Origin of the sequence: Mycoplana sp. MJR14 (genome assembly GCF_029210525.1) — a bacterium.
Taxonomy (GTDB): domain Bacteria; phylum Pseudomonadota; class Alphaproteobacteria; order Rhizobiales; family Rhizobiaceae; genus Mycoplana.
Genome location: NZ_JARGEO010000003.1, coordinates 245507 through 266023 on the forward strand (window position 1 = coordinate 245507; position 20517 = coordinate 266023).

At 67.3% G+C, this 20517-nt stretch carries 18 protein-coding genes; 6 read left to right on the plus strand and 12 right to left on the minus strand.

All coding sequences use genetic code 11. From position 1 onward, the window contains the following. Positions 1 to 221 precede the first annotated feature (221 nt). Positions 222 to 1427 carry a plasmid replication protein RepC gene (gene repC / locus P0086_RS09145; RefSeq protein WP_275784814.1) on the plus strand — a complete coding sequence of 402 codons (1206 nt, stop codon included), beginning with the start codon at positions 222 to 224 and terminating at the stop codon, positions 1425 to 1427. A 28-nt stretch (positions 1428 to 1455) separates the two neighbouring features. On the opposite strand, the gene P0086_RS09150 is transcribed toward repC, so the two are convergent. The 3 genes from P0086_RS09150 to P0086_RS09160 are packed head-to-tail and all read right to left on the minus strand — an operon-like array spanning position 1456 to position 5134. Further along, on the minus strand, positions 1456 to 2625 hold the full coding sequence (locus P0086_RS09150) for an alanine racemase (protein ID WP_275784816.1): 1170 nt from the start codon (positions 2623 to 2625) through the stop codon (positions 1456 to 1458). Beyond that, on the minus strand, positions 2622 to 3914 hold the full coding sequence (locus tag P0086_RS09155; RefSeq protein WP_275784818.1) for a D-arabinono-1,4-lactone oxidase: 1293 nt from the start codon (positions 3912 to 3914) through the stop codon (positions 2622 to 2624). The genes P0086_RS09150 and P0086_RS09155 overlap by 4 nt, the downstream gene beginning before the upstream one ends. Beyond that, positions 3911 to 5134 (minus strand): MFS transporter, encoded by a 1224-nt coding sequence (locus P0086_RS09160; RefSeq protein WP_275784820.1) that lies wholly within the window; start codon positions 5132 to 5134, stop codon positions 3911 to 3913. Before P0086_RS09160 ends, P0086_RS09155 begins: the two co-directional genes overlap by 4 nt. A gap of 292 nt (positions 5135 to 5426) precedes the next feature. On the opposite strand from P0086_RS09160, the gene P0086_RS09165 reads away from it, so the two are divergent. Then, positions 5427 to 6092: a TetR/AcrR family transcriptional regulator gene (locus tag P0086_RS09165; RefSeq protein WP_112600016.1), complete on the plus strand. Its 666-nt coding sequence runs from the start codon at positions 5427 to 5429 to the stop codon at positions 6090 to 6092. Positions 6093 to 6145: 53 nt separating this feature from the next. Further along, on the plus strand, positions 6146 to 6376 hold the full coding sequence (locus P0086_RS09170; protein ID WP_275784821.1) for a heavy-metal-associated domain-containing protein: 231 nt from the start codon (positions 6146 to 6148) through the stop codon (positions 6374 to 6376). 163 nt (positions 6377 to 6539) lie between these two features. On the opposite strand, the gene adh is transcribed toward P0086_RS09170, so the two are convergent. After that, positions 6540 to 8048, minus strand: a complete 1509-nt coding sequence (adh, locus tag P0086_RS09175) for an aldehyde dehydrogenase (protein WP_112613240.1) — start codon at positions 8046 to 8048, stop codon at positions 6540 to 6542. Positions 8049 to 8323: 275 nt separating this feature from the next. After that, positions 8324 to 9298 (minus strand): helix-turn-helix domain-containing protein, encoded by a 975-nt coding sequence (locus P0086_RS09180; protein WP_275784823.1) that lies wholly within the window; start codon positions 9296 to 9298, stop codon positions 8324 to 8326. 276 nt (positions 9299 to 9574) lie between these two features. Between P0086_RS09180 and P0086_RS09185 the strand changes: the two genes are divergently transcribed. Further along, on the plus strand, positions 9575 to 10267 hold the full coding sequence (locus P0086_RS09185; protein ID WP_148188098.1) for a GntR family transcriptional regulator: 693 nt from the start codon (positions 9575 to 9577) through the stop codon (positions 10265 to 10267). A 46-nt stretch (positions 10268 to 10313) separates the two neighbouring features. Here P0086_RS09185 and P0086_RS09190 read toward each other — a convergent pair whose 3' ends face one another. Next, positions 10314 to 11582 (minus strand): alpha/beta fold hydrolase, encoded by a 1269-nt coding sequence (locus P0086_RS09190; protein WP_275785261.1) that lies wholly within the window; start codon positions 11580 to 11582, stop codon positions 10314 to 10316. Positions 11583 to 11846: 264 nt separating this feature from the next. On the opposite strand from P0086_RS09190, the gene P0086_RS09195 reads away from it, so the two are divergent. Both P0086_RS09195 and P0086_RS09200 read left to right on the plus strand, forming a co-directional pair. Beyond that, complete coding sequence (locus P0086_RS09195; protein WP_275784825.1) at positions 11847 to 12983, plus strand: Xaa-Pro peptidase family protein; 1137 nt, start codon at positions 11847 to 11849, stop codon at positions 12981 to 12983. Positions 12984 to 13073: 90 nt separating this feature from the next. Next, complete coding sequence (locus P0086_RS09200) at positions 13074 to 13973, plus strand: dihydrodipicolinate synthase family protein (RefSeq protein WP_112600010.1); 900 nt, start codon at positions 13074 to 13076, stop codon at positions 13971 to 13973. Positions 13974 to 14050: 77 nt separating this feature from the next. On the opposite strand, the gene P0086_RS09205 is transcribed toward P0086_RS09200, so the two are convergent. From P0086_RS09205 to nosZ, 6 genes are read right to left on the minus strand one after another with little or no spacing between them, the layout of a single operon-like run. Continuing rightward, positions 14051 to 14980, minus strand: a complete 930-nt coding sequence (locus tag P0086_RS09205; RefSeq protein ID WP_275784827.1) for an FAD:protein FMN transferase — start codon at positions 14978 to 14980, stop codon at positions 14051 to 14053. Positions 14981 to 14983: 3 nt separating this feature from the next. After that, positions 14984 to 15565 carry a nitrous oxide reductase accessory protein NosL gene (locus tag P0086_RS09210; RefSeq protein ID WP_275784829.1) on the minus strand — a complete coding sequence of 194 codons (582 nt, stop codon included), beginning with the start codon at positions 15563 to 15565 and terminating at the stop codon, positions 14984 to 14986. Next, complete coding sequence (locus P0086_RS09215; protein ID WP_275784832.1) at positions 15562 to 16383, minus strand: ABC transporter permease subunit; 822 nt, start codon at positions 16381 to 16383, stop codon at positions 15562 to 15564. Before P0086_RS09215 ends, P0086_RS09210 begins: the two co-directional genes overlap by 4 nt. Further along, positions 16380 to 17279 carry an ABC transporter ATP-binding protein gene (locus P0086_RS09220; RefSeq protein ID WP_275784834.1) on the minus strand — a complete coding sequence of 300 codons (900 nt, stop codon included), beginning with the start codon at positions 17277 to 17279 and terminating at the stop codon, positions 16380 to 16382. The genes P0086_RS09215 and P0086_RS09220 overlap by 4 nt, the downstream gene beginning before the upstream one ends. Further along, positions 17245 to 18573: a nitrous oxide reductase family maturation protein NosD gene (locus P0086_RS09225; RefSeq protein WP_275784837.1), complete on the minus strand. Its 1329-nt coding sequence runs from the start codon at positions 18571 to 18573 to the stop codon at positions 17245 to 17247. The genes P0086_RS09220 and P0086_RS09225 overlap by 35 nt, the downstream gene beginning before the upstream one ends. Before the next feature lie 3 nt (positions 18574 to 18576). Then, a complete protein-coding gene (gene nosZ, locus P0086_RS09230) occupies positions 18577 to 20508 on the minus strand; it encodes a TAT-dependent nitrous-oxide reductase (RefSeq protein ID WP_112607246.1) in 1932 nt (643 codons plus the stop codon). Positions 20509 to 20517 lie beyond the last annotated feature (9 nt).

The following is a 20517-nucleotide window of genomic DNA, read 5'->3' on the forward strand; positions in this document are numbered from 1 at the left end:
TGTAGCAATTCAAGAGAATCACTTCCGACCGTCAAAGTCAAGAGTCCGCACGGATTTCCCCCGGCGCGGAACCGATATCCTGTTGCCCGCCCGGTTGTGGTGGATCGACAGGAATGCTCCAATTTCAATGGGTTGGAGCCATCGCGCACGCTCTTAATGAACGTGCGAACGCTTTGTTGCGCCGTCCGGTTCGGCCTCTTGCCTCCTTGAGAGGGATGACCATGACGGAGAGACTGGCAACGACGCCTTTCGGCGGCGGCAGGATGACTGCGCGCGTCTTTGCGATGCAGAAGCATGTCGCGGATACCCAGGCGCGCCTTGCGGCGGACGGGGGCGGCAACGAGAACGGCACCAGCGAGAAGTGGCAGCTCTTGCGCGCCCTGACGGAGGCGCGCGTGCAGTACGGATTGTCCGATCGGACGCTGGCCGTGCTGGAGGCGCTCCTGAGCTTCCACCCGGACCGGATCCTCGACGGGCGCGCGCCGATCGTGGTCTTTCCCTCGAACGCGGAACTGTCGGTGCGCTCCAGGGGCATGGCGCCTGCGACGCTGCGGCGGCATCTGGCGATGCTGCAGCAGGCCGGCATGATCCTGCGTCGCGACAGTCCCAACGGCAAGCGCTACTGCCGCCGCGACGACCGCGGGGTGGTGGAGGACGCGTTCGGCTTCGATCTCGCGCCACTGGCGCTGATGGCCACCGACATTCACGAGCGCGCGGAACAGGCCCGTGCCGAGGCACGGCGCGTCCATGCGCTGCGTGCGGAGGTGACGCTGCATCTGCGCGACATCGCCAAGATCGTCGAAGCAGCGCTTGCCGAAGGACGCACGGGAAGCTGGGCCGAACACCAGTTGGCCCTTGCCGGTCTCTCGGGGCGGCTGGGCCGCGCCACGCCGGCGGAAGCCCTCATCGAGCGGAAGACGGCGCTGCTTGCGCTCAGGCGGGTCGTCGAGGACGACTACCTGAAATCGCTCACGGACGAAGAAATGAGCGCCAATGACGATCAAACTGAGCGGCATATTCAGAATTCAAACTCAGACCATCCAATTGAATTAAAAGGCCATGACATAAATCAGGAGGCGCGGGCGGCAAACGAGACCAAGGCGGAAGCCGGCAAGGGCGTCGCCGTCAGCCTGAAACGCGTGCTGGCCGCCTGCCCTGAAATCGGATCCTACGCCAGGGAAGGCATTTCCAGCTGGGCGGATCTGATCAAGGCTGCGGCGCTGGTCCGCTCGATGCTCGGGATTTCGCCGGATGCGTTCGAGAAAGCGCGCGCCGCAATGGGTGAAAGTGCCGCTGCGGTCGTGATCGCCGCCATGCTCGAGCGGTCCGACCAGATCCGCTCCCCGGGCGGGTACCTGCGGGAACTGACGCGCAAGGCCGAAGCCAAGCAGTTCTCCGTCCTGCCGATGATCAAGGCGCTCGAATGAGGGAAATCCGCTCATGCTGCGGACCACCCTATCCGGCGGGCAGGACCGGCCAGGTGGTGGTGATCCGCCCGTTTTCCATGATCTGGAGCGGTCCGAACTGCTGCAGCACCGCTTCGGACTGGGTGGGGCGGAAGAAGACGAGATCGTCCGGCGCAACCGGGTGGCTCGTCGAAAACGCCATCAGCTGCTGGTTGGAAGAGTCGCCCCAGATCCGGTTTCGCTTCAGGCCGGGCGGATAGACGGGCCGGGCCATGAACTTGCCGCCATAGAGGAAGCAGCCGTTGCGCGGAAAGAGGCCGAGCGCCTGAAACAGGGCGGACATCGGCCGCGGCCCCGGCAGTCGGGTCTTCAGAACCTTCAGCACGGGCGTTGCGATGAAGATCGCCGGTGCCAGCGCCCCCAGTCCGGGCCGGTCGAAATCCGTCGGCTTGACGAGGGCTGAGCCGATCGAGACTTCGTTGGCCACCATATTGTCGCTATGCGAAAAGGCCGTCTGACTGCCGCCCGTGTTGAGGATGGCCCGCTGCCCCGGGGGAAGAACGGCGACGAATTCGGAGAAGTGGGCCCGGGCCTGGAAAAGCGCGGCTTTCGGCCCGCCGAACAGGGCGGGAATGGCCGGGACATGGGCCTCGTATCCCATCACGCCCTCACATAGCAGCAGCGGTTCCGAAGAGGCGGCGCGGACGGCGCTGGCGAGATCGGCCGGCGTCTCGAACCCGCCGCGCTGCATGCCGATGTTGATCTCGAAGGCGATGCGCAAAGGCGTGCCGAGCGAACGTGCGAAGGACGCGTATTGGCCGAGGCGGACTTCGCTGTCGATCAGCCATGTCACCCGCCCGGCGAGCGCGCCGGCCTGATCGCGATCGGCATGCGCGAAGGCTTGTGTGACGGCGGCGATCGGCATGGGCTTGCCGAACAGGGCGTGCACATCGGGAAATTCGGCGAGCACCGCCAGCGTCACCGGCAGGTGGAAGCTCATGATCTTCCGTGTTCCGAGGATGCGCATCGCATGGGCGAGAAGGGGGAGCGCGGGAAGGGACTTGTCGACGAGGCGGATCGCGGGTCCGCCGCGCATCGCTTCGCGGAGGATGGAGAGGTTGGCGTTCAGCCGCTCGAGATCGATCACGAGCGCGGGCCGATGAATGCCTGCTTCTTCGAGCGCTGCCGACATCATGCCGAAATAGGCGGTTCTCTTCATGCCGAAAGACCGAACAGGCGTGCGAGATAGGGCGAGACGAAACGCTGGTCCGGGTCGAAGCTGCGGCGGACCTCCATGGCGTCCTTCCATCGCGGATAGAGAGCGGCAAGATCTGCGGCCACGAGGTTGTGCATCTTTCCCCAGTGCGGGCGGCCGCCGTAGCGCCGGAAGATCGTCTCCGCCGCAGCCATGAAGGCTCCCGGATCCTCGGCTGCGTCGTGATGGATGGCGATCGAACAGGTCTGGCGCCGATAGAACGGGCTGAGCCAGAAATTGTCTGCCGCCACCGAGCGCACTTCCATCGGGAAATAGACTTCAGGAAAGCGCTTCTCCGTCAGGGCGATGATCTCGGCCAGCGCCTTCGGGCCTTCTTCGAACGGCAGGTGATATTCCATCTCGTTGAACTTGCGGCGCCGGTCGCTGGCATAGACGTGCAGCCAGTCCTGGACGTAGTCTTCCTCCGGCAGGCGGGCCAGTGCGGCGCCGATCAATGCACGCCGCAGAGGCGGGAACCAGCCGAGCCAGCGCCGCAGGTTCTTCAGCGTCGACAGCCCCTCCTCGTCCTCCTCGGACGGGCGCGGCGTCACCGCGGCGGTGGACGGGTCGCTTGAAATCAGCAAGGCATGCCCGGAAAAGGGAATGAAGTAGAACTCGGCCGATCGGTGGCCGTTCATGAAGCTCTCGAAGCCGGACAGGATGTCGCCGATCGGGACCACCCAGCGGCGCCGGCGCAGGCGGTAGGTCGCGACGTTCTGCAGCGTCACCTCCGTCAGCGCCCCGAAGGCGCCGAGCGTGACACCGGTGGCCTCGATCGTCTCGCGATCGTTCTCCATCGAATAGCGCCGCACCTCTCCGCGACCATCCACGATCTCGATCCTGCGAAGCTGGGTGTGGTAGGCGCCGAGCGCGGGGCCGGAGCCGTGCGTCGCCGTGCCGAGCGCCCCGCCGATCGACTGCTTGTCGATATCGCCCATGTTGGGCAGCCCCTGCCCTACTCCGTGGAGTTGCTTGGTGAGATCGCCGAGGCGTGTCGCCGCTCCCACCGTTGCCTGCAGTTCGATCGGGTCATGCGACACGAGCCCCTGGAAGCGGTCGAGGTCGAGAATGGTCCCCTCGGTCTCGACCAGCGGCGTGAACGAATGGCCGGCGCCGGCGATCCTGATCGGACCGCGCGCCGTCCGGATCGTGTCGGCAAGCTCGGCAAGGCCGCGCGGTCGCAGGATCGCTGCGTTTCTGGCGACGACGCTTCCCGACCAGTTGCTCCAGGCGAGGTTTACGGTCTGGTTCATGCGCTGCCCTTGCTCTCGCGAATAGCGGGGGCGCGCGATACCCGTCCGCGCGCGTCGAGGATGCAGAAGGTCGCGAGCAGGACGAGCGAGGCGAGCAGGCAGCCGATGCCGAACAGCGGCACGGCTCCGACGCCCCGCGCCGATATCAGGAGCGTCGCGCCGACCGGTCCGATCGCCGCCCCGAGGAGCTGGCCCGCGGGCACGAGCAGCGCCGTGCGCCGGCTGGGATCGGCGACGATCGTCATCCGGATCTGGTAGGGCACGACAAAGAGCCAGACGTAGCCGGTAAGAAGGGCTGCAAACCAGAAAAGGGCGGCGCCCGGCACAGCGGCGAAAAGGCAGGCCGCCAGAAGGGCGCCGGCGATCGACAGGGCGATGGCGAACCTGTAGTCGAGCCGCCTTTCGACGAGCGTGGCGGTGAAGGCGCCTGCCACCTGCACCGCAAGTGCTACGGCCGTGATCAGTCCGACCGTCTGCGCGGTGAGCGCGGATGCCTGACCGAGCGGCTCGAGGAAGGCCCAGAGGGCGCCGATGAACAGGTAGAACGTGAAGATGACGGCGAGCGACAGCGTCGCCATCGGTCCGCCGATGCCGGCGCTCACCTGGAGGGTGTCGGGGATCGCCTCGTAGCGGCGGGGCAGGAACGGTACGGCGGCGATCGAGGCGACCGTCAGCAGGGCCAGTGCCTCAAAACCGCCGGCGGAGCCGGATGCGGGGATGACGGCGAGCGCGAGAACCGCGGCCAGGATGCACTGGGCGCCGGTCTGAAGGGTCAGGAAGATCCCGCCGAGCCGCTCGGGCCGCGTGGAGCGGGCGACCAGTTCCGTGGCGATGGCGACCAGGCCGCCCTCCGCCAGGCCGGCCAGCCCGCGCAGGCCGATCACGAGGTGCGGGCTGGTGGCCGTCGCGGTCAGATGACAGAGGAGCGCCAGCACAAGCAGAAGCGTCGCAGCCTTCGGGCGCAGGCGGTCGGGGGCGAGCGCCAGCGCCATCACCGCCGAGCCTGCCGCGATCGCGACCATCTCGATGGTCGCGGCCAGCGCGAGCTCGTCGAACGTCATGCGGTTGTCGGCAAAGAGTGCGCCGAGCAGGACGGGTTGAAGACCGAGAATGAGCAGGCCCACGGAACCGGTCCAGAGGGCCGCGGCGACCTGGCCGGGACGTGGATCGCCGCAGAGCCACGCATTCGCCGAAAGCCCCTCTCCTGCGCGGTCCACCATGCAGACGGCCTCCTGCCCTCATACCGCCGAAATATGATAGGGTATCATATTCACGGAATCGTGATGGTTCCCCCTCGACTTGTCAATGACAAAGTGCGCGCGCGCGAACGGCCGTCAGGAGAAGTGCGGCCGATGGCGCATTTTGGGACGTTCCAGGCGGAGGCGGGAAGAGTTCATTAAGTTTGAGTTGTTTTAGTAGGCTATCATGATGATGCCTCGGTGCCTCCGCGTCCAGCGCGGCGACGCAGCTTCGTTCACGGAAGCAGCCGAGAAGAAGCGAGGGTAGGCAGGTATGACGGCAGAGGCCGATGATCTCGCGCAGCGCCTGCGGCGCAAGCCGAAGCAGGAGCGCAGCCGGGAACGCGTCGAGGAAATTCTGCGCGTTGCAAAGCAATTGATCGGTGAAAAGGGCATCGACGGAATGACGATGCGCGAGGTGGCGCTTCTGACCGGCGGGCCGATCGCATCGGTCTATCAGTATTTTCCGAACAAGTCGGCGATCATCGCGATGCTGTACGAGCAGTACAGCGCGGCGACGCGCGCCGGCATCGAGGCCAGCCTCTCGAAGCTCACCGACCTTGCAGACGTGCGCGACGCCGCCGACGGCATCTTGGACGGCTACTATCTCCGTGTGGCCGGCGACCCCGCCATCCAGGACCTGCTCAACGCGATCCAGGCCGACAAGGAACTCCAGAACATGGACATCACCGAGACGCGGCGGCAGGCGGACCTGTTCTGCCAGCTGTCGTCGCATCTTGTGGCCGAGGGCGATCGCGAGCGGTTCGGGCGGCTGGTCTTCCTGCTGTTCCAGCTCGCCGGAAGCATGGTCCGCCTGGCGATCACGCTGCCGGCGGACGAGGCGGAGAACATGCTGGTCGACTTCAAGCAGATCATCCACGGCCAGCTTGCCGGCTTCTGTCCGGCGGGCAGCCAGCGCAACGCGCCGGAAAGCGCTTGACCTTCCCACGTGGGATGGCTCCAGGATGGCCGCCTGCAACAGGGAAAGATGAGATGCCGAACGAAGCTGCCATTGCCATGATCGTCGAGGACATGACCTGCGGCCACTGTGTCCGCACCATAACGTCCGCTGTGGAGGGTGCCTTTCCCGGCGCCAGGGTGTCGGCGGACCTGGCCACCCACCGCGTCACGATCTCCGGAACCTCGGACGCGCGCGCCGTTGCGGACGTGGTGGCCGCCGAAGGCTACGCGCCGGTACTCGTGGATGCGGCTGGCGCCCGATAGCGGGCCGGGGCGACGCTGACGCCTGGAAGAGCCGGCAGGGTTACGCAAGTCTGAAAAGCGTATGGCGTCGGAATGGCGCCTGCATTGCAAAAACCCCGGAGACCAGAGGCCTCCGGGGAAGGTGGGGCTCGCCGTGCGGACCGGCGGGTCTGCCCGGGGAGGATCAGAAGAAGCCCAGCGCCTTGGGGCTGTAGCTCACCAGCATGTTCTTGGTCTGCTGGTAGTGGTCGAGCATCATCTTGTGCGTCTCGCGGCCGACGCCGGACTGCTTGTAGCCGCCGAAGGCCGCATGGGCCGGATAGGCGTGGTAGCAGTTGGTCCAGACGCGACCGGCCTGGATCTCGCGGCCGAAGCGATAGGCGCGGTTGCCGTCACGCGTCCAGATGCCGGCGCCCAGCCCATAGAGCGTGTCGTTGGCGATCTCGAGCGCTTCCTTCTCGTCCTTGAAGGTCGTGACCGAGACGACCGGCCCGAAGATCTCCTCCTGGAAGATCCGCATCTTGTTGTGGCCCTTGAAGATCGTCGGGCTGACATAGTAGCCGCCGGCCAGGTCGCCGCCGAGATCGTTGCGCTTTCCGCCCGCCAGGACCTCCGCGCCTTCCTGCCGGCCGATCTCCAGATAGGCGAGGATCTTCTCGAGCTGTTCGCCCGAGGCCTGGGCGCCGATCATCGTGGCGGGATCGAGCGGATCGCCCTGCCTGATCGCCTCGACCCGCTTGACGGCCTTTTCCATGAAGCGGTCGAAGATGGATTCCTGGATCAGCGCCCGGCTCGGGCAGGTGCAGACCTCGCCCTGGTTGAGCGCGAACATGGCGAAGCCCTCGAGCGCCTTGTCGAGGAAGTCGTCGTCCTCGGCCATGACGTCGGCAAAGAAGATGTTCGGGGACTTGCCGCCGAGCTCGAGCGTCACCGGAATGAGGTTCTGGCTGGCATATTGCATGATCAGGCGGCCGGTGGACGTCTCGCCCGTGAATGCGATCTTGGCGATGCGCGGGCTGGTCGCCAGCGGCTTTCCGGCTTCCAGGCCGAAGCCGTTGACGATGTTGAGCACGCCAGGCGGCAGCAGGTCGCCCACGAGCTCGGCCCAGACGAGGATCGACGCCGGCGTCTGTTCGGCCGGTTTCAGGACGACGCAGTTTCCGGCCGCAAGCGCCGGCGCGAGCTTCCAGGCGGCCATCAGGATCGGGAAGTTCCAGGGGATGATCTGGCCGACGACGCCGAGCGGCTCGTGGAAATGATAGGCCACGGTATCCTGGTCGATCTCGCCGATCGAGCCTTCCTGGGCGCGGATGCAGGCGGCGAAATAGCGGAAATGATCGATCGCCAGCGGAATATCGGCCGCCATGGTCTCGCGGATCGGCTTGCCGTTGTCGAGGGTTTCGGCGCGGGCCAGCAGTTCGAGATTGTCCTCCATCCGCTGGGCAATCTTCGTCAGGATATTGGCGCGCTCGGTCGTGGATGTCCGGCCCCACTGGTCCTTGGCCGCATGGGCCGCGTCGAGGGCGGCCTCGATGTCGCGCTCGTCGGAACGGGCGACCTCGCACAGCTTTCCGCCGGTGACCGGCGTGAGGTTGTCGAAATACTTGCCTCCGATCGGCTGGCGCCATTCGCCGCCGATATAGTTGCCGTAGGTCAGCTTGAACGGTGTCTCGACGATCTTCTGATGCAGCATGTGATCCTCCCTTGATCTGGCTCGCTGGAAGCGACGGGCGGGAGTGTGCGTGCGTTTTCTCTAATGGAATAGCGGGGTCGGACGCTTCGGGGGCGCACCCTGTCGCAGGATTGAAACAGATGGCGCCGGCAAATGGAGCCTGGAACGGATTGCGATTTCAAGGGGTGACGGGCGCGTTCGCGCCGCCGTCTGCGCGACCGCAGGGCGGCCGTTCACGTTCGATGGCCGAACAGGCGTCGTCCCGAAGACGGCCGACCATCGGAAGACGGCTGCGATCAATGCAGCTCGAGCTTCTTGATCTTCCGGTGCAGCGTGGCGCGGCTCATGCCGAGGGCTGCGGCGGCGCGGGAGATGTTGCCATTGGTGCGCGAGAGCGCGCGGCGAAGCGCTGCCCGTTCCGCCTCCGCCAGTTCGCCGCTCGGCGCGTCCCGGCCCTCCTGCAACGCGTCGGCGGCGGGCAAGCCGGCGGCGATCCGGCCGTCGTCGAGCTTGAGCGCCAGGCGCGCCGCCCGTGTCGCGCCGACCACGAGATCGTCCTTGTCGACGGCCAGCAGGGCGGATGCCGAGTTGGCGCCGGCCGGCAGCATGATGAAGCGGGCGTCGGTGAAGGCGCTGCGGAACAGGTTGATCTCGATGCGCATGGCGGCATCGCGGACCGCCTGCGACAGGATCGACAGCGTCATCTCGTCGACATCGCCGCGGCAGGTCGAGATGTCGAGGGCAGCCGCGAGTTGGCCGCGATGGTCGCGGATCGGGGCGGTGGTGCAGGAGAGGCCGATGTTGGAGCAGAGGAAATGCTGGTCGCGGAAGACGGTCACGCAGCGCTCGTCGGCAATCGCCGTGCCGATGCCGTTGGTGCCGACGCTCGCCTCGGTCCAGACGGAACCGGTCCAGAGACCGAGGTCGTAGAAGTCCTTGTCGTCGCCGCGCGCGCCGCGCCGTTCGAGCGCGACGCCATGCCTGTCGGTCAACAGGATGCAGTAGCCCGCCCTGCCGAGCATGGCGAACAACCGATCCAGTTCGTCGGTGGCGTTTGCCACGAGCTGGCCGGACATCTCCTGGGCAAGATTAAACTCGCGCTCGGTGAGCCGCACCGGCGTGCGCGCCTCTTCTGGCGCGAGGCGATGCAGCGTCATGCAGCGCTGCCATGAGGCGACGATCGGCGAACTCGCCGCGGCCGAGCCCCGCAGCGCGGTCGAATAGACCTGTTCCGCATGCGCAGTTTCCGCGGGCGCGGGTTGTCCCACCATCGGCTCCTCCCTGAACCGCGGCGGATTGTGGCGCAATCTGCGGTCCGGGGCAACCGCGGCCTGTCGGGATGCGGGCGGGAGCGGCACGGAAAGTGTCTCAGTCTTGCGACACCTCCGGGCTCGCGCACGTCGTCCGGTGCGATCTTGCCGCGGCGACTGCCCGTCATGCCGGAAGACCGGCACAGGAAGGCCTTGATATGTCGACAGTTTGTCTGCAAACAAGGAAGGCAGAAGGCTGCCGGACGGGCGTCGGGACGAGGTAGGAGCAAGGGTTCGATGGAGTCAAGCAGGGCACGGGGCTCCGGCACCCAGTCGGTCTACAATGCCATCCGCCAGGAGATTCTCGCGATGGTGCTGGCGCCGGGCAGTCCGCTGGACGAGGTCCGCCTTTCGGAACGCTTCGGCATGTCGCGGACGCCCGTGCGCGAAGCGCTCCTGCGGCTGGCGGCGGATGGCCTGGTGACGACGCTGCCGAACCGCAACACGGTCGTCTCGGCGATCGATTTCGCGACGTTGCCCGCCTATTTCGAGGCGCTGACCCTGATGTATCGCGCCACGACGCGCGCGGCCGCCATGCACAGGGCGCCGAAGCTGATGGAGAAGGTGCATGCCCGCCAGCGCGACTTCCGCAAGGCGGTCGAGGATCGGGACGCCTTTGCCATGATCGAGGCCAACCGCGAATTCCACGTGGCGATCGCGGAGGTCGGCGGCAACGGCTACTACACGGGTTTCTTCGCGCGGCTCCTCGACGAGGGCCGGCGGATCCTGCGGCTCTACTACTCGACCTTCGAGGACCGCCTGCCGCGGCAGTATGTCGACGAGCACGAGGCGATCATCGCCGCGATCGAGGCCGGCGACGTCGATCTCTGCGACCGGCTGGCGACGCAGCATGCCGCACAGATCGTCCGCCAGATCCAGGACTATATTGCCCGCGACCTGCGCCAGCCGATGGACCTCGCCGAACGGTGAGGCGGGATCGGGTCCGGCTTCGGCCCCTCCCCCTCCCTTGCACCGGTCAGAGGCGCGGCCCGCCGCGCTCCTTTGTCATCTTCACCAGCCGGGCAAAGACCGCCCCGGACTGGCGCACGCCGTCATGTTCGTATTCGTTGGTCACCCAGGTCTCGAGGTTGCCGACGCGCCGTGCGGTTTCCAGCGACAGCCCGGCATCGACATACATGTCGTCGAAATAGACGGCGGCGGTGACCGGGACCTCGTTGTCGGCAAGCCTTTGCGGATCGTAGAGCCGCCCATGGCGCGGGCGCGCCGCAAGCGCCTCGACGGCCGCCCGGAAGGGCCGCAGCGAGCGTATCTCCTCGAACATCCACGGATACATCATCTCGCCGGTCATCTGCAGCGGCCGGTGCGTATCGGAGAATTCCAGATGCTCGGCACGGATGCGGTCGGCCGCCCAGGCGGTCGCGCCGTCTCCCTGCGCGTAGATGCTCTCCTGCAGCACGGCGAAGAGCGGATTGGCGTCATAGGAGGTGAGATCCATCACGGAGGCGAGGAAGTGGTCGGACAGCCGATCCTCGGCGGCTCCAGAGAAGGCCTCGTCCATCAGCCAATGGATGTTTTCGAAGCCCGGCGCCATTCCGAGGTCGATGCCGATCGTCTGCAGCCTGCGCACGCTCAGCCGGTCGCCGTCCGGCAGGCGCACGTCGTTGGCGGCGATGAAATCGGCGATGCGGCCGATCCGCTTCCGATCATGGGGATAGCGGCGATAGTAGCGGGCGTTCTTCTCGGCCACGCGCGGATAGGTGCGGCGGTAGATGTCGTCCGCGGTTGCTTCCAGCCCGGCGAGGCCGCCGGTGACGTAACAGGCTGCGAGGCCTTCGGGTGCGGCGGAGAGGTAGGTCAGCGTCAGGAAGCCGCCATAGCTCTGGCCGAGCGTTTCCCACTTCACCCCGCCGAACAGCGTCTTTCGCAGGTGCTCGCAATCGGCCACGATGCTGTCGGCGCGGAAATGGCAGAGATAGTCGGCGGCCGCCTCCCCGCTTGCGAAGGCCGCCATGGTGGCGCTTTCGATGCGGGAGCTCCGGCCCGTCCCGCGCTGGTCGACGAGAACGACGCGGTGCGTCTTCAGCGCCTCCGCCAGCCAGCTCGGTCCGCCGCCCGTCGGGCGCGGCGCCTTGCCGCCCGGTCCGCCCTGCAGGAAGACCAGGAGCGGCAGGGTCTCGCGGGCACGGGCGGCATCGCAGACTTCGCGGGCGAAAAGGTCGATCGTCGCGCCGTCCGGCTTCGACCAGTCCAGCGGGACGGGAACGAGGTGGTCGCGGACGAACATTCCGGGGATCGTATATTCGCGAATGGGCACGGATGGCTCCTTGCTTGCTGGACCGCCCGGCTGCGGGGCGCGCGACGGGTTGGCGAATTTGGAACAGCACTAGCGCGAGGCGCGCTCGCCTGCACGCGAAAAACGGAAGGCGGGCATTCCAGACATGGTTCGGTGCGAACACCGAATGGCTGTCGACAAACTGCGCACAATACTCCTATGCTGCACCTTCCGCCGGTGCGCAACACCCGAATGAACCCGAAACCGGAATATCCCATGACCCCTTCCCCTCCTCCCATCTCGGACACCGAACGGCAGACCCGGTTGCAGGCGTTGCGCCGGACCATGGACGCGATTGGCCTTGCGGGCACCCTGCTCGGCTCGACGGAGAGCCTGCGCTATTTCACCGGCCTCGTCTGGCACCAGAGCGAGCGGCTGCTCGGGGCGCTCGTCACGCCGACCGGGCTGACCTACATCGTCCCGGCCTTTGAGAAGAGCCGCGTCGAGACGTTGCCGCATCTGGAGGGCGAGATCGCCGTCTGGCAGGAGGAGGAAAGCCCTGCCGGCCTGGTGGCGTCGCTGCTGGGGCCGCGCGGCCGGCTGGCGCTCGACGATGCGCTGCCGCTGTTTGCCTATCATGCGCTTGCCGGCGTGCTCGGGGCGGACCGTCTCGTCGACGGCGGCCGGCTGATCCGGGCGTTGCGGCTGGCAAAGTCGCCGGCCGAGATCGCGCTGATCGCCTATGCGATGGGCCTGACGCTGGAGGTGCAACGGCGCGCGCACGCGATCATGCGGCCGGGGATCCGGGCCTCGGAGGTGGTGCGCTACATCGACGAGCAGCACCGGGAACTGGGGGCAGCGGGCGGCTCCACCTTCTGCATCGTCTCGTTCGGCACAGCGACCGCCCTCCCCCACGGCGCCGATGGCGACCAGACGCTTGCCGCCGGCGACGTGATCCTGGTCGATACCGGGACGCGGATCGACGGCTATCACTCGGACCTGACGCGGACCTATGTCCTGGAGGAGCCGGATGCGGCGTTCGCCCGTGCCTGGTCGATCGAGCGGGAGGCGCAGCAGGCGGTGTTCGACGCCGCCCGGCTGGGCGCGCCCTGCGAAAGCCTCGACGATGCCGCACGCGCGGTGATGGCACGCCACGGGCTCGGCCCCGACTACTGCCTGCCGGGGCTGCCGCACCGAGCGGGCCACGGACTGGGGCTGGAGATCCATGAGGAGCCCTATCTCGTCCGGGGCAACGGCACGAAGCTGGCCGAAGGCATGTGCTTCTCCAACGAGCCGATGATCGTCTTTCCGGGCCGGTTCGGGATCCGGCTCGAGGACCACATCCACATGACCGCGTCCGGCCCGGCCTGGTTCACGGCGCCCGCCAAAGGACCGGCGGAACCGTTCGGCTGAGGCAGCACGCCGACAGCCGGAATCGGAATAGGCTTGCTTTTGTCGACAGTTTGTATACTGATACGGCCATCGAGAAAAAGGAGGCTTCCCATGACCACCGGCTGGCACGGCGTATTCCCTGCGGTCACGACGCAGTTCAAGCAGGACCTTTCGGTCGACTATGAAGACACGCAGCGCGTTCAGGACGCGCTCGTCAAGGACGGCGTCAACGGCCTGATCGTGATGGGCACCTGCGGCGAGAACAATTCGCTGGATCCGGAAGAAAAGCGCCGGATCCTGAAGGGCGCCGTCGAGGTCGTGAAGGGCCGCGTGCCGGTGATCACCGGCGTTTCCGAGTTCGATACCCGTCGCGCCGTTGCCTATGCGAAGGACGCCGAAAAGCTCGGCGCCGACGGCCTGATGGTGCTGCCGGCGATGGTCTATGTGCCGAAGCCCGACGAACTCGTCGCCCATTTCAAGGCAGTCGCCGAGGCGACCTCGCTGCCGATCATGCTCTACAACAATCCGCCGGCCTACCGCGTCAACATCGGCGCCGACGTGCTGCGGCAGCTCGAGGGCGTCAGGAACATCAAGGCGGTCAAGGAGAGCGCTCCGGATCCGCGCCGTTTCACCGACCTGATCAACGAATTCGGCGACCGCTTCGACATCTTCGCCGGCCTCGACGACGTGGCCCTCGAGGGCCTGTTGCTCGGCGCCAAGGGCTGGGTCTCCGGCCTCACCAGCGCCTTCCCGCAGGAATCGGTGCAGCTGGTCGCCGCCGCCGATCGCGGCGACTGGGAGGAGGCCCGGCGCATCTACCGCTGGTTCATGCCGCTGCTGCACCTCGACGCCGAACACGACCTCGTCCAGTCGATCAAGCTCGCCGAGCAGATCATGGGCCGCGGCTCGGAGCGCGTGCGCATGCCGCGCCTGCCGCTCACCGGCGCCCGCCGGGCCGAAGTGACGGCGATGGTCGAGAAGGCCGCGGCAACCCGGCCGTCGGCATCGTAAGCCAAAAGACAAGGGCCGGCGCACGATCGCGCCGGCCGCGTCTCTTCTTCAGCCTCGGGCGGTCTTCGCCCGCAGGCTCATCCTTGCGCCACGCCGGCTTCCAGCCTGGCGCCGTCGAATTCCTTGATCATCCCGAGGATCGATCCGGTGTCCGGCATCAGGCAGGCCGCCGTTGCCAGCGCATCGGCGATGGCAGCCGATGGCGCCGAGATCGAGATCGCGCGCCACTGCGCCGGCGCCGGCATTCCGGTGGCAGGATCGAGGATATGGCCGTCCCTTCCCGTCTGGTCGAAGGTCGTGCCGAGCGGGGCCGAGGTCGCGAGCGCCCGTTGGCGCAGCGCCAGGCGATCGCCCGTCTCCAGCCGCACCGGCCAGCCGTCGCCCTCCGGCCGGCCGCCGAGGGCGCGGAGCTCCCCGGTGTCGATCAGGATCTCGGTCAGACCTTCGGCCTCCAGCAGCGCGGCGACCCGGTCGGCGACATAGCCCTGGCCGATGCCGTTCAGCGTCAGCGCCATGCCGGGCCGAAGCGTGATCGCCGCCGCGTCGAGCTCCACATGGCCCCAGCCGGTCCGGCGCCGCACCGCCGCGATGGCCCGCGGATCGGGCCGTCCGCCGCCGGCGGCGGCCTCGGCCCACAGCGCCCAGAGCGGCTGTACGGTCGGATCGAACCGCCCGCCGCTCGCCCGATGGACGGCGCCGGCGAGCGACAGGCATTCCAAGAGCTCGAAGGGCGGAGCGGCGAGATGCCCGTCCCGGTTCAGGAGCGACAGCGCGCTTTGCGGACGGTAGAGGCTGAGAATATCCTCCAGCCGGTCGATCTCGGCCATGACGCGGGCGGCGATGGCCTCTGCGTCGGGATGGTCGAGCCGGATCGAGGCGCGCGCGCCGAGCGCCTGCCCCGTCCACTGGCGAGTGGTTCGCGTCGTGGCGTGCGTCATGGCCGGCAGGCCGGCCAGGGGGACGGCCAGGGCGGAAATCGCGATCAGGCGGCGGCGGGTCATCAGCATGGTTCAACCTCCGGCTTTGTTGGGCAGGGCGCGCAGGCGGCCGCGAAAATCCTCGTCGTCGACGCCTTGGTCCGCGCCGGCCTCGACCGGTGCGAGCACCATGTCGTCGGGAATGTCGGCAAGCGTCAGCACGCGGCCGCCTTCGGCGCGGATAAAGGCCTCGGCGCGCTCGCGGCTGGCAAAGGGCACCGTCTCCGGCGCGCCCATGCCGCCCTGGCGGGCGGAGCCGACGACGTAGAAGGCCTTGTCGGCGGCAATCCAGTTGCCGTCGCCGGGCCGATCCCAGGTCGCGCCGGCATTGCCCATGTCATTGACGTAGACGGCGAGGATCGGCGCGACTTGCTCCGGCCCGCGGACATAGGCGATCGCATCGCGCACCTGGCTGAAGAACAGCGGCGCGGGGCTGCCGTCCAGGAAGACCTGGGCCTTGGGGCCGGGATGCTCGAGAAGGTTCATCTGGCAGTAGTAGCCGAGGGTCTCGGGTGTCATGTCCTGCGGCACGGTGCTTTGGGCCACCTCCTCCTTGCAGGCGGAGAGCAGCGCGAGTGCGGCGAGAAGAAGTGCGGGGCGCAGGCGATGTCTCATGGCGTCACCTTCCGGAAGGCTGCAACGGCGAGCGCGATCGCGGCAAGCGGCCAGACAAGCAGCGAGGCGGCCGATTGCCAGAGCGGGATCGCGCCCGCCGCTCCGCCGATGCCGCCGGCGGCCGCAACGGCCTGCGCCGCCGACAGGTTGAAGACGCGGAAGGCGTCGGCGGGATTGGCGAGCAGCGCCAGGGGCAGTGCGTGCGTGGTAAACGCCCCTCCCCCGTCCGTGACGATCAGCGCGAGGAGCGCGAGGTCGTAGAGCACCACCGCCACCAGCCAGAGCGCGATGGCCAGCCCGGCCGCACCCGAGGGACGCCGGGCCAGCACGGACAGCGCATAGCCCGCGCCGAGGAAGGTCGCGCCGAGCAGCACCGAGGTCCAGACCAGCCGCCACAGCGAGCCGAGCCCCTTGATCGCCTCCGGGTCGGACCAGACGGCCACGAGCGCTGCCGCGCCATAGCCGAGCGCCACCGCAAGGGCGAGGATCGCCAGGTGCGCGAGCAGCTTGCCGAGCAGGATCTGCAGGCGCGAGACGGGATAGGTGAGCAGGAGCGGCAGCGTGCCGCGCTCCACCTCGCCGGCGATCGCGTCGAAGCTCATCAGGAGCGCCAGCAGCGGCACCAGATAGACGGCGAGCGAGGTGAGTGAGGCGACCGTCACCGAGAGCCGGTCGACGCCGACGTCGCCCGTCGGCGCCGATCCGGCGGCCGAAAGGACCAGCGCGAACAGCACCATCATGCCGGTGGCGATCGTGACCCAGCGATTGCGGAAGGCGATGCGGAATTCGCACATCGCTGTGGCGAGGATGCGGCTCATTGCCCGTCCCTCCGGCTGAAATGGCTGTAGATGTCCTCGAGGCTCGGCGGGATCACGTCGAGATCGGCGACCTCGCCCCCAAGGGCTGCGATGCGGGCGAGAAGCGGCAGCTTTTCCGCCTGCGCGCAGGAAAGGCGCAGGAGACCGTCGCCGCCGGCGACCGCCTCGGGAAAGGCTGCGGTGAGCGACGCTGCGCGACCGGGTGCCGGGCGAACCAGGAGGGCGATGGGCAGCGCGGCGCGGGCGCGCAGGTCGGCAAGCGTGCCTTCCGCCACCAGTTCCCCGCCCGACAGGATGAGGATGCGGTCGGTGCGGGCCTCCACCTCTGTCAGCACATGGGAGGAGAGCAGGATCGCGGTTCCTTCGGCGGAAAGGCCGTCGAGCAGGTCGTAGAAGTCCCGTCGCGAGACCGGGTCGAGGCCCGAGGTCGGCTCGTCCAGCACGAGGAGACGCGGGCGGCCGATCAGCGTCTGGGCGAGGCCGACGCGCTGGCGCATGCCCTTGGAATAGGTGCCGATCCGCCGCCGCGCGGCATGGGCAAGCCCGACGCGCGCCAGAAGCTCCATCGCCTGGCGCGGATTTTCGCCGCGCAGCGCCAGATAGTGCCGAAGCTGCTCCTCCCCGGTCAGGGCCGGGTGAAAGGCTACGTTCTCCGGCAGATAGGCCAGCTGCGACCGCGCCGCCGCCGAACCGGGGGCCGCGCCGCACACCGAGACCTCGCCGCCGTCGAAGGGGATCAGCCCGAGGATGATCTTCATCATCGTCGATTTGCCGGCGCCATTGTGGCCGAGCAAGGCCGCCCGCCGTCCCGCCTCCAGCGTCAGCGAGACCGCCTTCAGCGCCTCGACGGACTGGAAGCGCTTAGTGAGCCGAGAGATCGTCAGTGTCCGTGTCATCAAAGTTTCCTTCGGCCCAGCGGCCGGCGGCCTCGGCTTCGTAGCCGAGGATTTCGGGCGGGACGGATATGGTGAGGGGCTGCATCAGGGGGGCGCTGTCGCGCACCCCTCCGGGCAGCGTGGCGGGAAAGTCCCGCTGGCTCCAGCGCACGAGCTGCACGGCGGGCGAGCCGATCAGCAGGCTCGCCGCCGGCTGCGACCAGAGGATCTGGTCCATCAGGTCGTTGGGCCGGTAGAAGCTGTCGGCTATGCCGTCGCCATTGAGGTCGAAGGCCGGATGGTCGGACCAGAAATTGCCCCTGCCCTCGTGGCTCCATTCCATGTTGCGGGTGCCGACATATTTCACCTGCTCGCGGTTTGCGACGAAGGCATTGTCGGTCAGCACGTTCTTCTCCGAGCCGGCGGTGAAATGGATGCCGATGCCGCAGCCCTCGAAACGGTTGTTCCAGATGAGGTTCTTGTGGGCGTTGTAGATGAAGAGGCATTTCTTCGTGCCGCCGCGCACCAGGTTGCCGGTGACGTCGGCGTTGTTGGCGTAGTTCAGCATCAGCCCGTGCTCGCGGTCGCCGAGGCTGAGATTGTCGCGGATCTTCGTCCGTTCCGAGAACATGATGGCAAAGCCGAGGTGGTTGCCGACCGATAGATTGCCGGAAACCTCGGTGTTGCGGGTGTACATGAAATGCACGGCAAAGCGCAGGTCGCGCATGAGATTGCCGCGATAGACGCTGTCGGCGCTGGCGTTGGAAAAGATGCCGTCGCGGCCGTAGCGGATGACATTGCCCTCCAGCAGCGTGCCGGGGCTGTTCCAGACATAGATGCCGTTGCCGCGTTCGTTCATGCGCGGGCTGTTCGTGCCGATGATCTCGTTGCCGGTGACGGCGGCGTTGCGGCCGCCATGCACGTCGATCCCGTGCATGTTTCCGGTGACGAGCAGCTTTTCGATGCGGGCGCGATCGGCCCCTTGCAGGATCTTCACCCCGGCGTCGAGATCCTGGTTGATGCGGCCGGAGCCGGTGACTGTGAAGCCCGTCAGGGTGACGTCCGGGGCGGAGATCGTCACCACGCTGCCCCTTCCCTGCCCGTCCACCACCGCCCCGCGCGGGCCGCGGATGGTGAGCGGACGGTCGATGGTGACGGGGCCGGCATAGGCCCCGTCTGTGAGCATCAGCACGTCGCCGGGTGCTGCCCCGGCGACGGCGGCTGCGAGGCTGCCCGTACCCGGCGCGACCGCGCGCTCCGCCGCAGCGAGCGGCGAGGCGAGAAGAAGGCCGATCAGCAGGGCGAGCCGGCGCATGGATCAGGCTTCCTTCGGTTCCACGAACATGCGCCCGCGCATTTCCATGTGCAGGGCATGGCAGAACCACTGGCAATAGTACCAGTAGACGCCCGGATTGGCGGCGATGAAGGTGACCGAGCTCGTCTGCTGCGGCCCGATCTCCATCGCCACGCCATGGTTGCCCAGGGTGAAGCCGTGCGTCAGGTCGTCGATCTCGTCGAGGTTGGTGACGATCACCGTGACCTCGTCGCCCTCCTTCACCGTGAAGCTTTCCTGGCTGAAGCTCGGCGCGACCGAGGTCATGTAGACGCGCACCTTGTTGCCGTCGCGGATCACGGCATCGGTCCATTCGTCCAAGTTGACGCCGTCGGCCTCGGCCTGCTTGCGCGTCTCGGCCCACATCGGGTCCTTGCGGTCCCAGGTCGAGCGGATGTTCGGCAGGATGGACGGCGCCACGGCGATGGCGTCATGCGGCTCGGCGAAGGTCGGGCCGTCGTGCACCAGCACCATCTTGTCGCCGGAGATGTCGATCAGCTGGTCGTTCTCCGGCTTCAGCGGGCCGACGTTCAGGAAGCGGTCCTTGGAGAACTTGCACAGGCACACCAGCCAGTCATTGGTCGCATCCAGCGTCTCGCCCATCACCGACTTCAGGTGGCCCGGCTGGTACTGGACGTCCAGCTTGTCCTTGATCGGGTTGATCTTTTCGCCGGCATAGGCGCGGATGGCCTCCTCGATGTTCCACTTCACCACCTGGCTGTCGAGGAAGAGCGAGGTATAGGCGTTGCCGCGCCCGTCGAAGGCGGTGTGCAGCGGGCCGAGGCCCAGTTCCGGCTCGGCCACCACGGCGCTGCGCGGCTCGGCGTTTTCGTAGAACAGCGCGTCGAACTTCGTCACGTCGAGCACGGTGACGGTCGGCGAGAGCTTGCCGGCAATGCACAGGTGTTTCTTGTCCGGCGCCATGTTGCAGCCGTGCGGGTTGTTGGCGATCGGGATGTAGCGGGTGAAGAGGGACTTGGCCTCCTTGCGGCCGTCGACGACCTTGACGCCGTTGATCTCCTCGTACTGGCCGGCGGCGATCGCCTTTTCGATCTCGGCGAGGTTGAAGACGACGACGTGGTCCATTTCGGACTTGGTCATCTCCTCCAGCGTCGTGCCCATCTCGGAGTTGTAGCTGGTCGAGAACGCCCACTTGCCCTCGTAGTCGGCGTCGCAGTTGTCGAGGTTGCCGGAGACCTTCACCTGCCAGGCGACTTCCCACTTGTCGGCGTCGACCGCGGTGAAGATGTTCACGTAGGACGATACGTCCTTCATGTTCGAGCCGTCGTTGACGAGCGGGGCTTCGTCCTCGCCGTTGCAGAACACGTAGTTCGAGCGCGGCCATTTCTGCGGACGCAGGCCGTGGATCCCCTTGGCGTTGGGAATTTCCAGGATGGCGTCGGTCTTCATCACGTCGCAGCGCACGCGCGCCACGCGGGTGTTGGCCTTGTCGTTCATGAACAGGTAGCGACCGTCGTACCTGCCCTCGGTGAAGGACATGTGGACATGGTGCAGGTCGCCGTTGTCGTGGATCTTCTTGCCGTTGGCGGCAAGCTGCTTCTTCGTCTTCTCCGACATCGTCCGCTGGTGGATGCGGATCGATTCATTGGTCTGCCCCCAGCCGGTGGCCGAGCACCGGTTGAACACCGGCACGCGCATCAGCTCGCGCATCGAGGGAATGCCGAGAATGCGCATCTCGCCGGTCTGGCCGGAGGACCAGAAGCCGTAGTAGTCGTCCAGCTTGCCGGGCGCGACGGCACCGTCCGCCCCGGCGGCGGCGGCGCGGGCCGGGGTCGCCAGCCCCGCCGACCCGAGGCCGAGCGCGGCCGGCCCCATCGTGCCGGCCAGAACGGCGGTGCCTGCCGTGGCGCTGAACAGCGCGCGACGGCTCATTCCCTTGTTTTCCTTGGATTCCATGATCGGCTC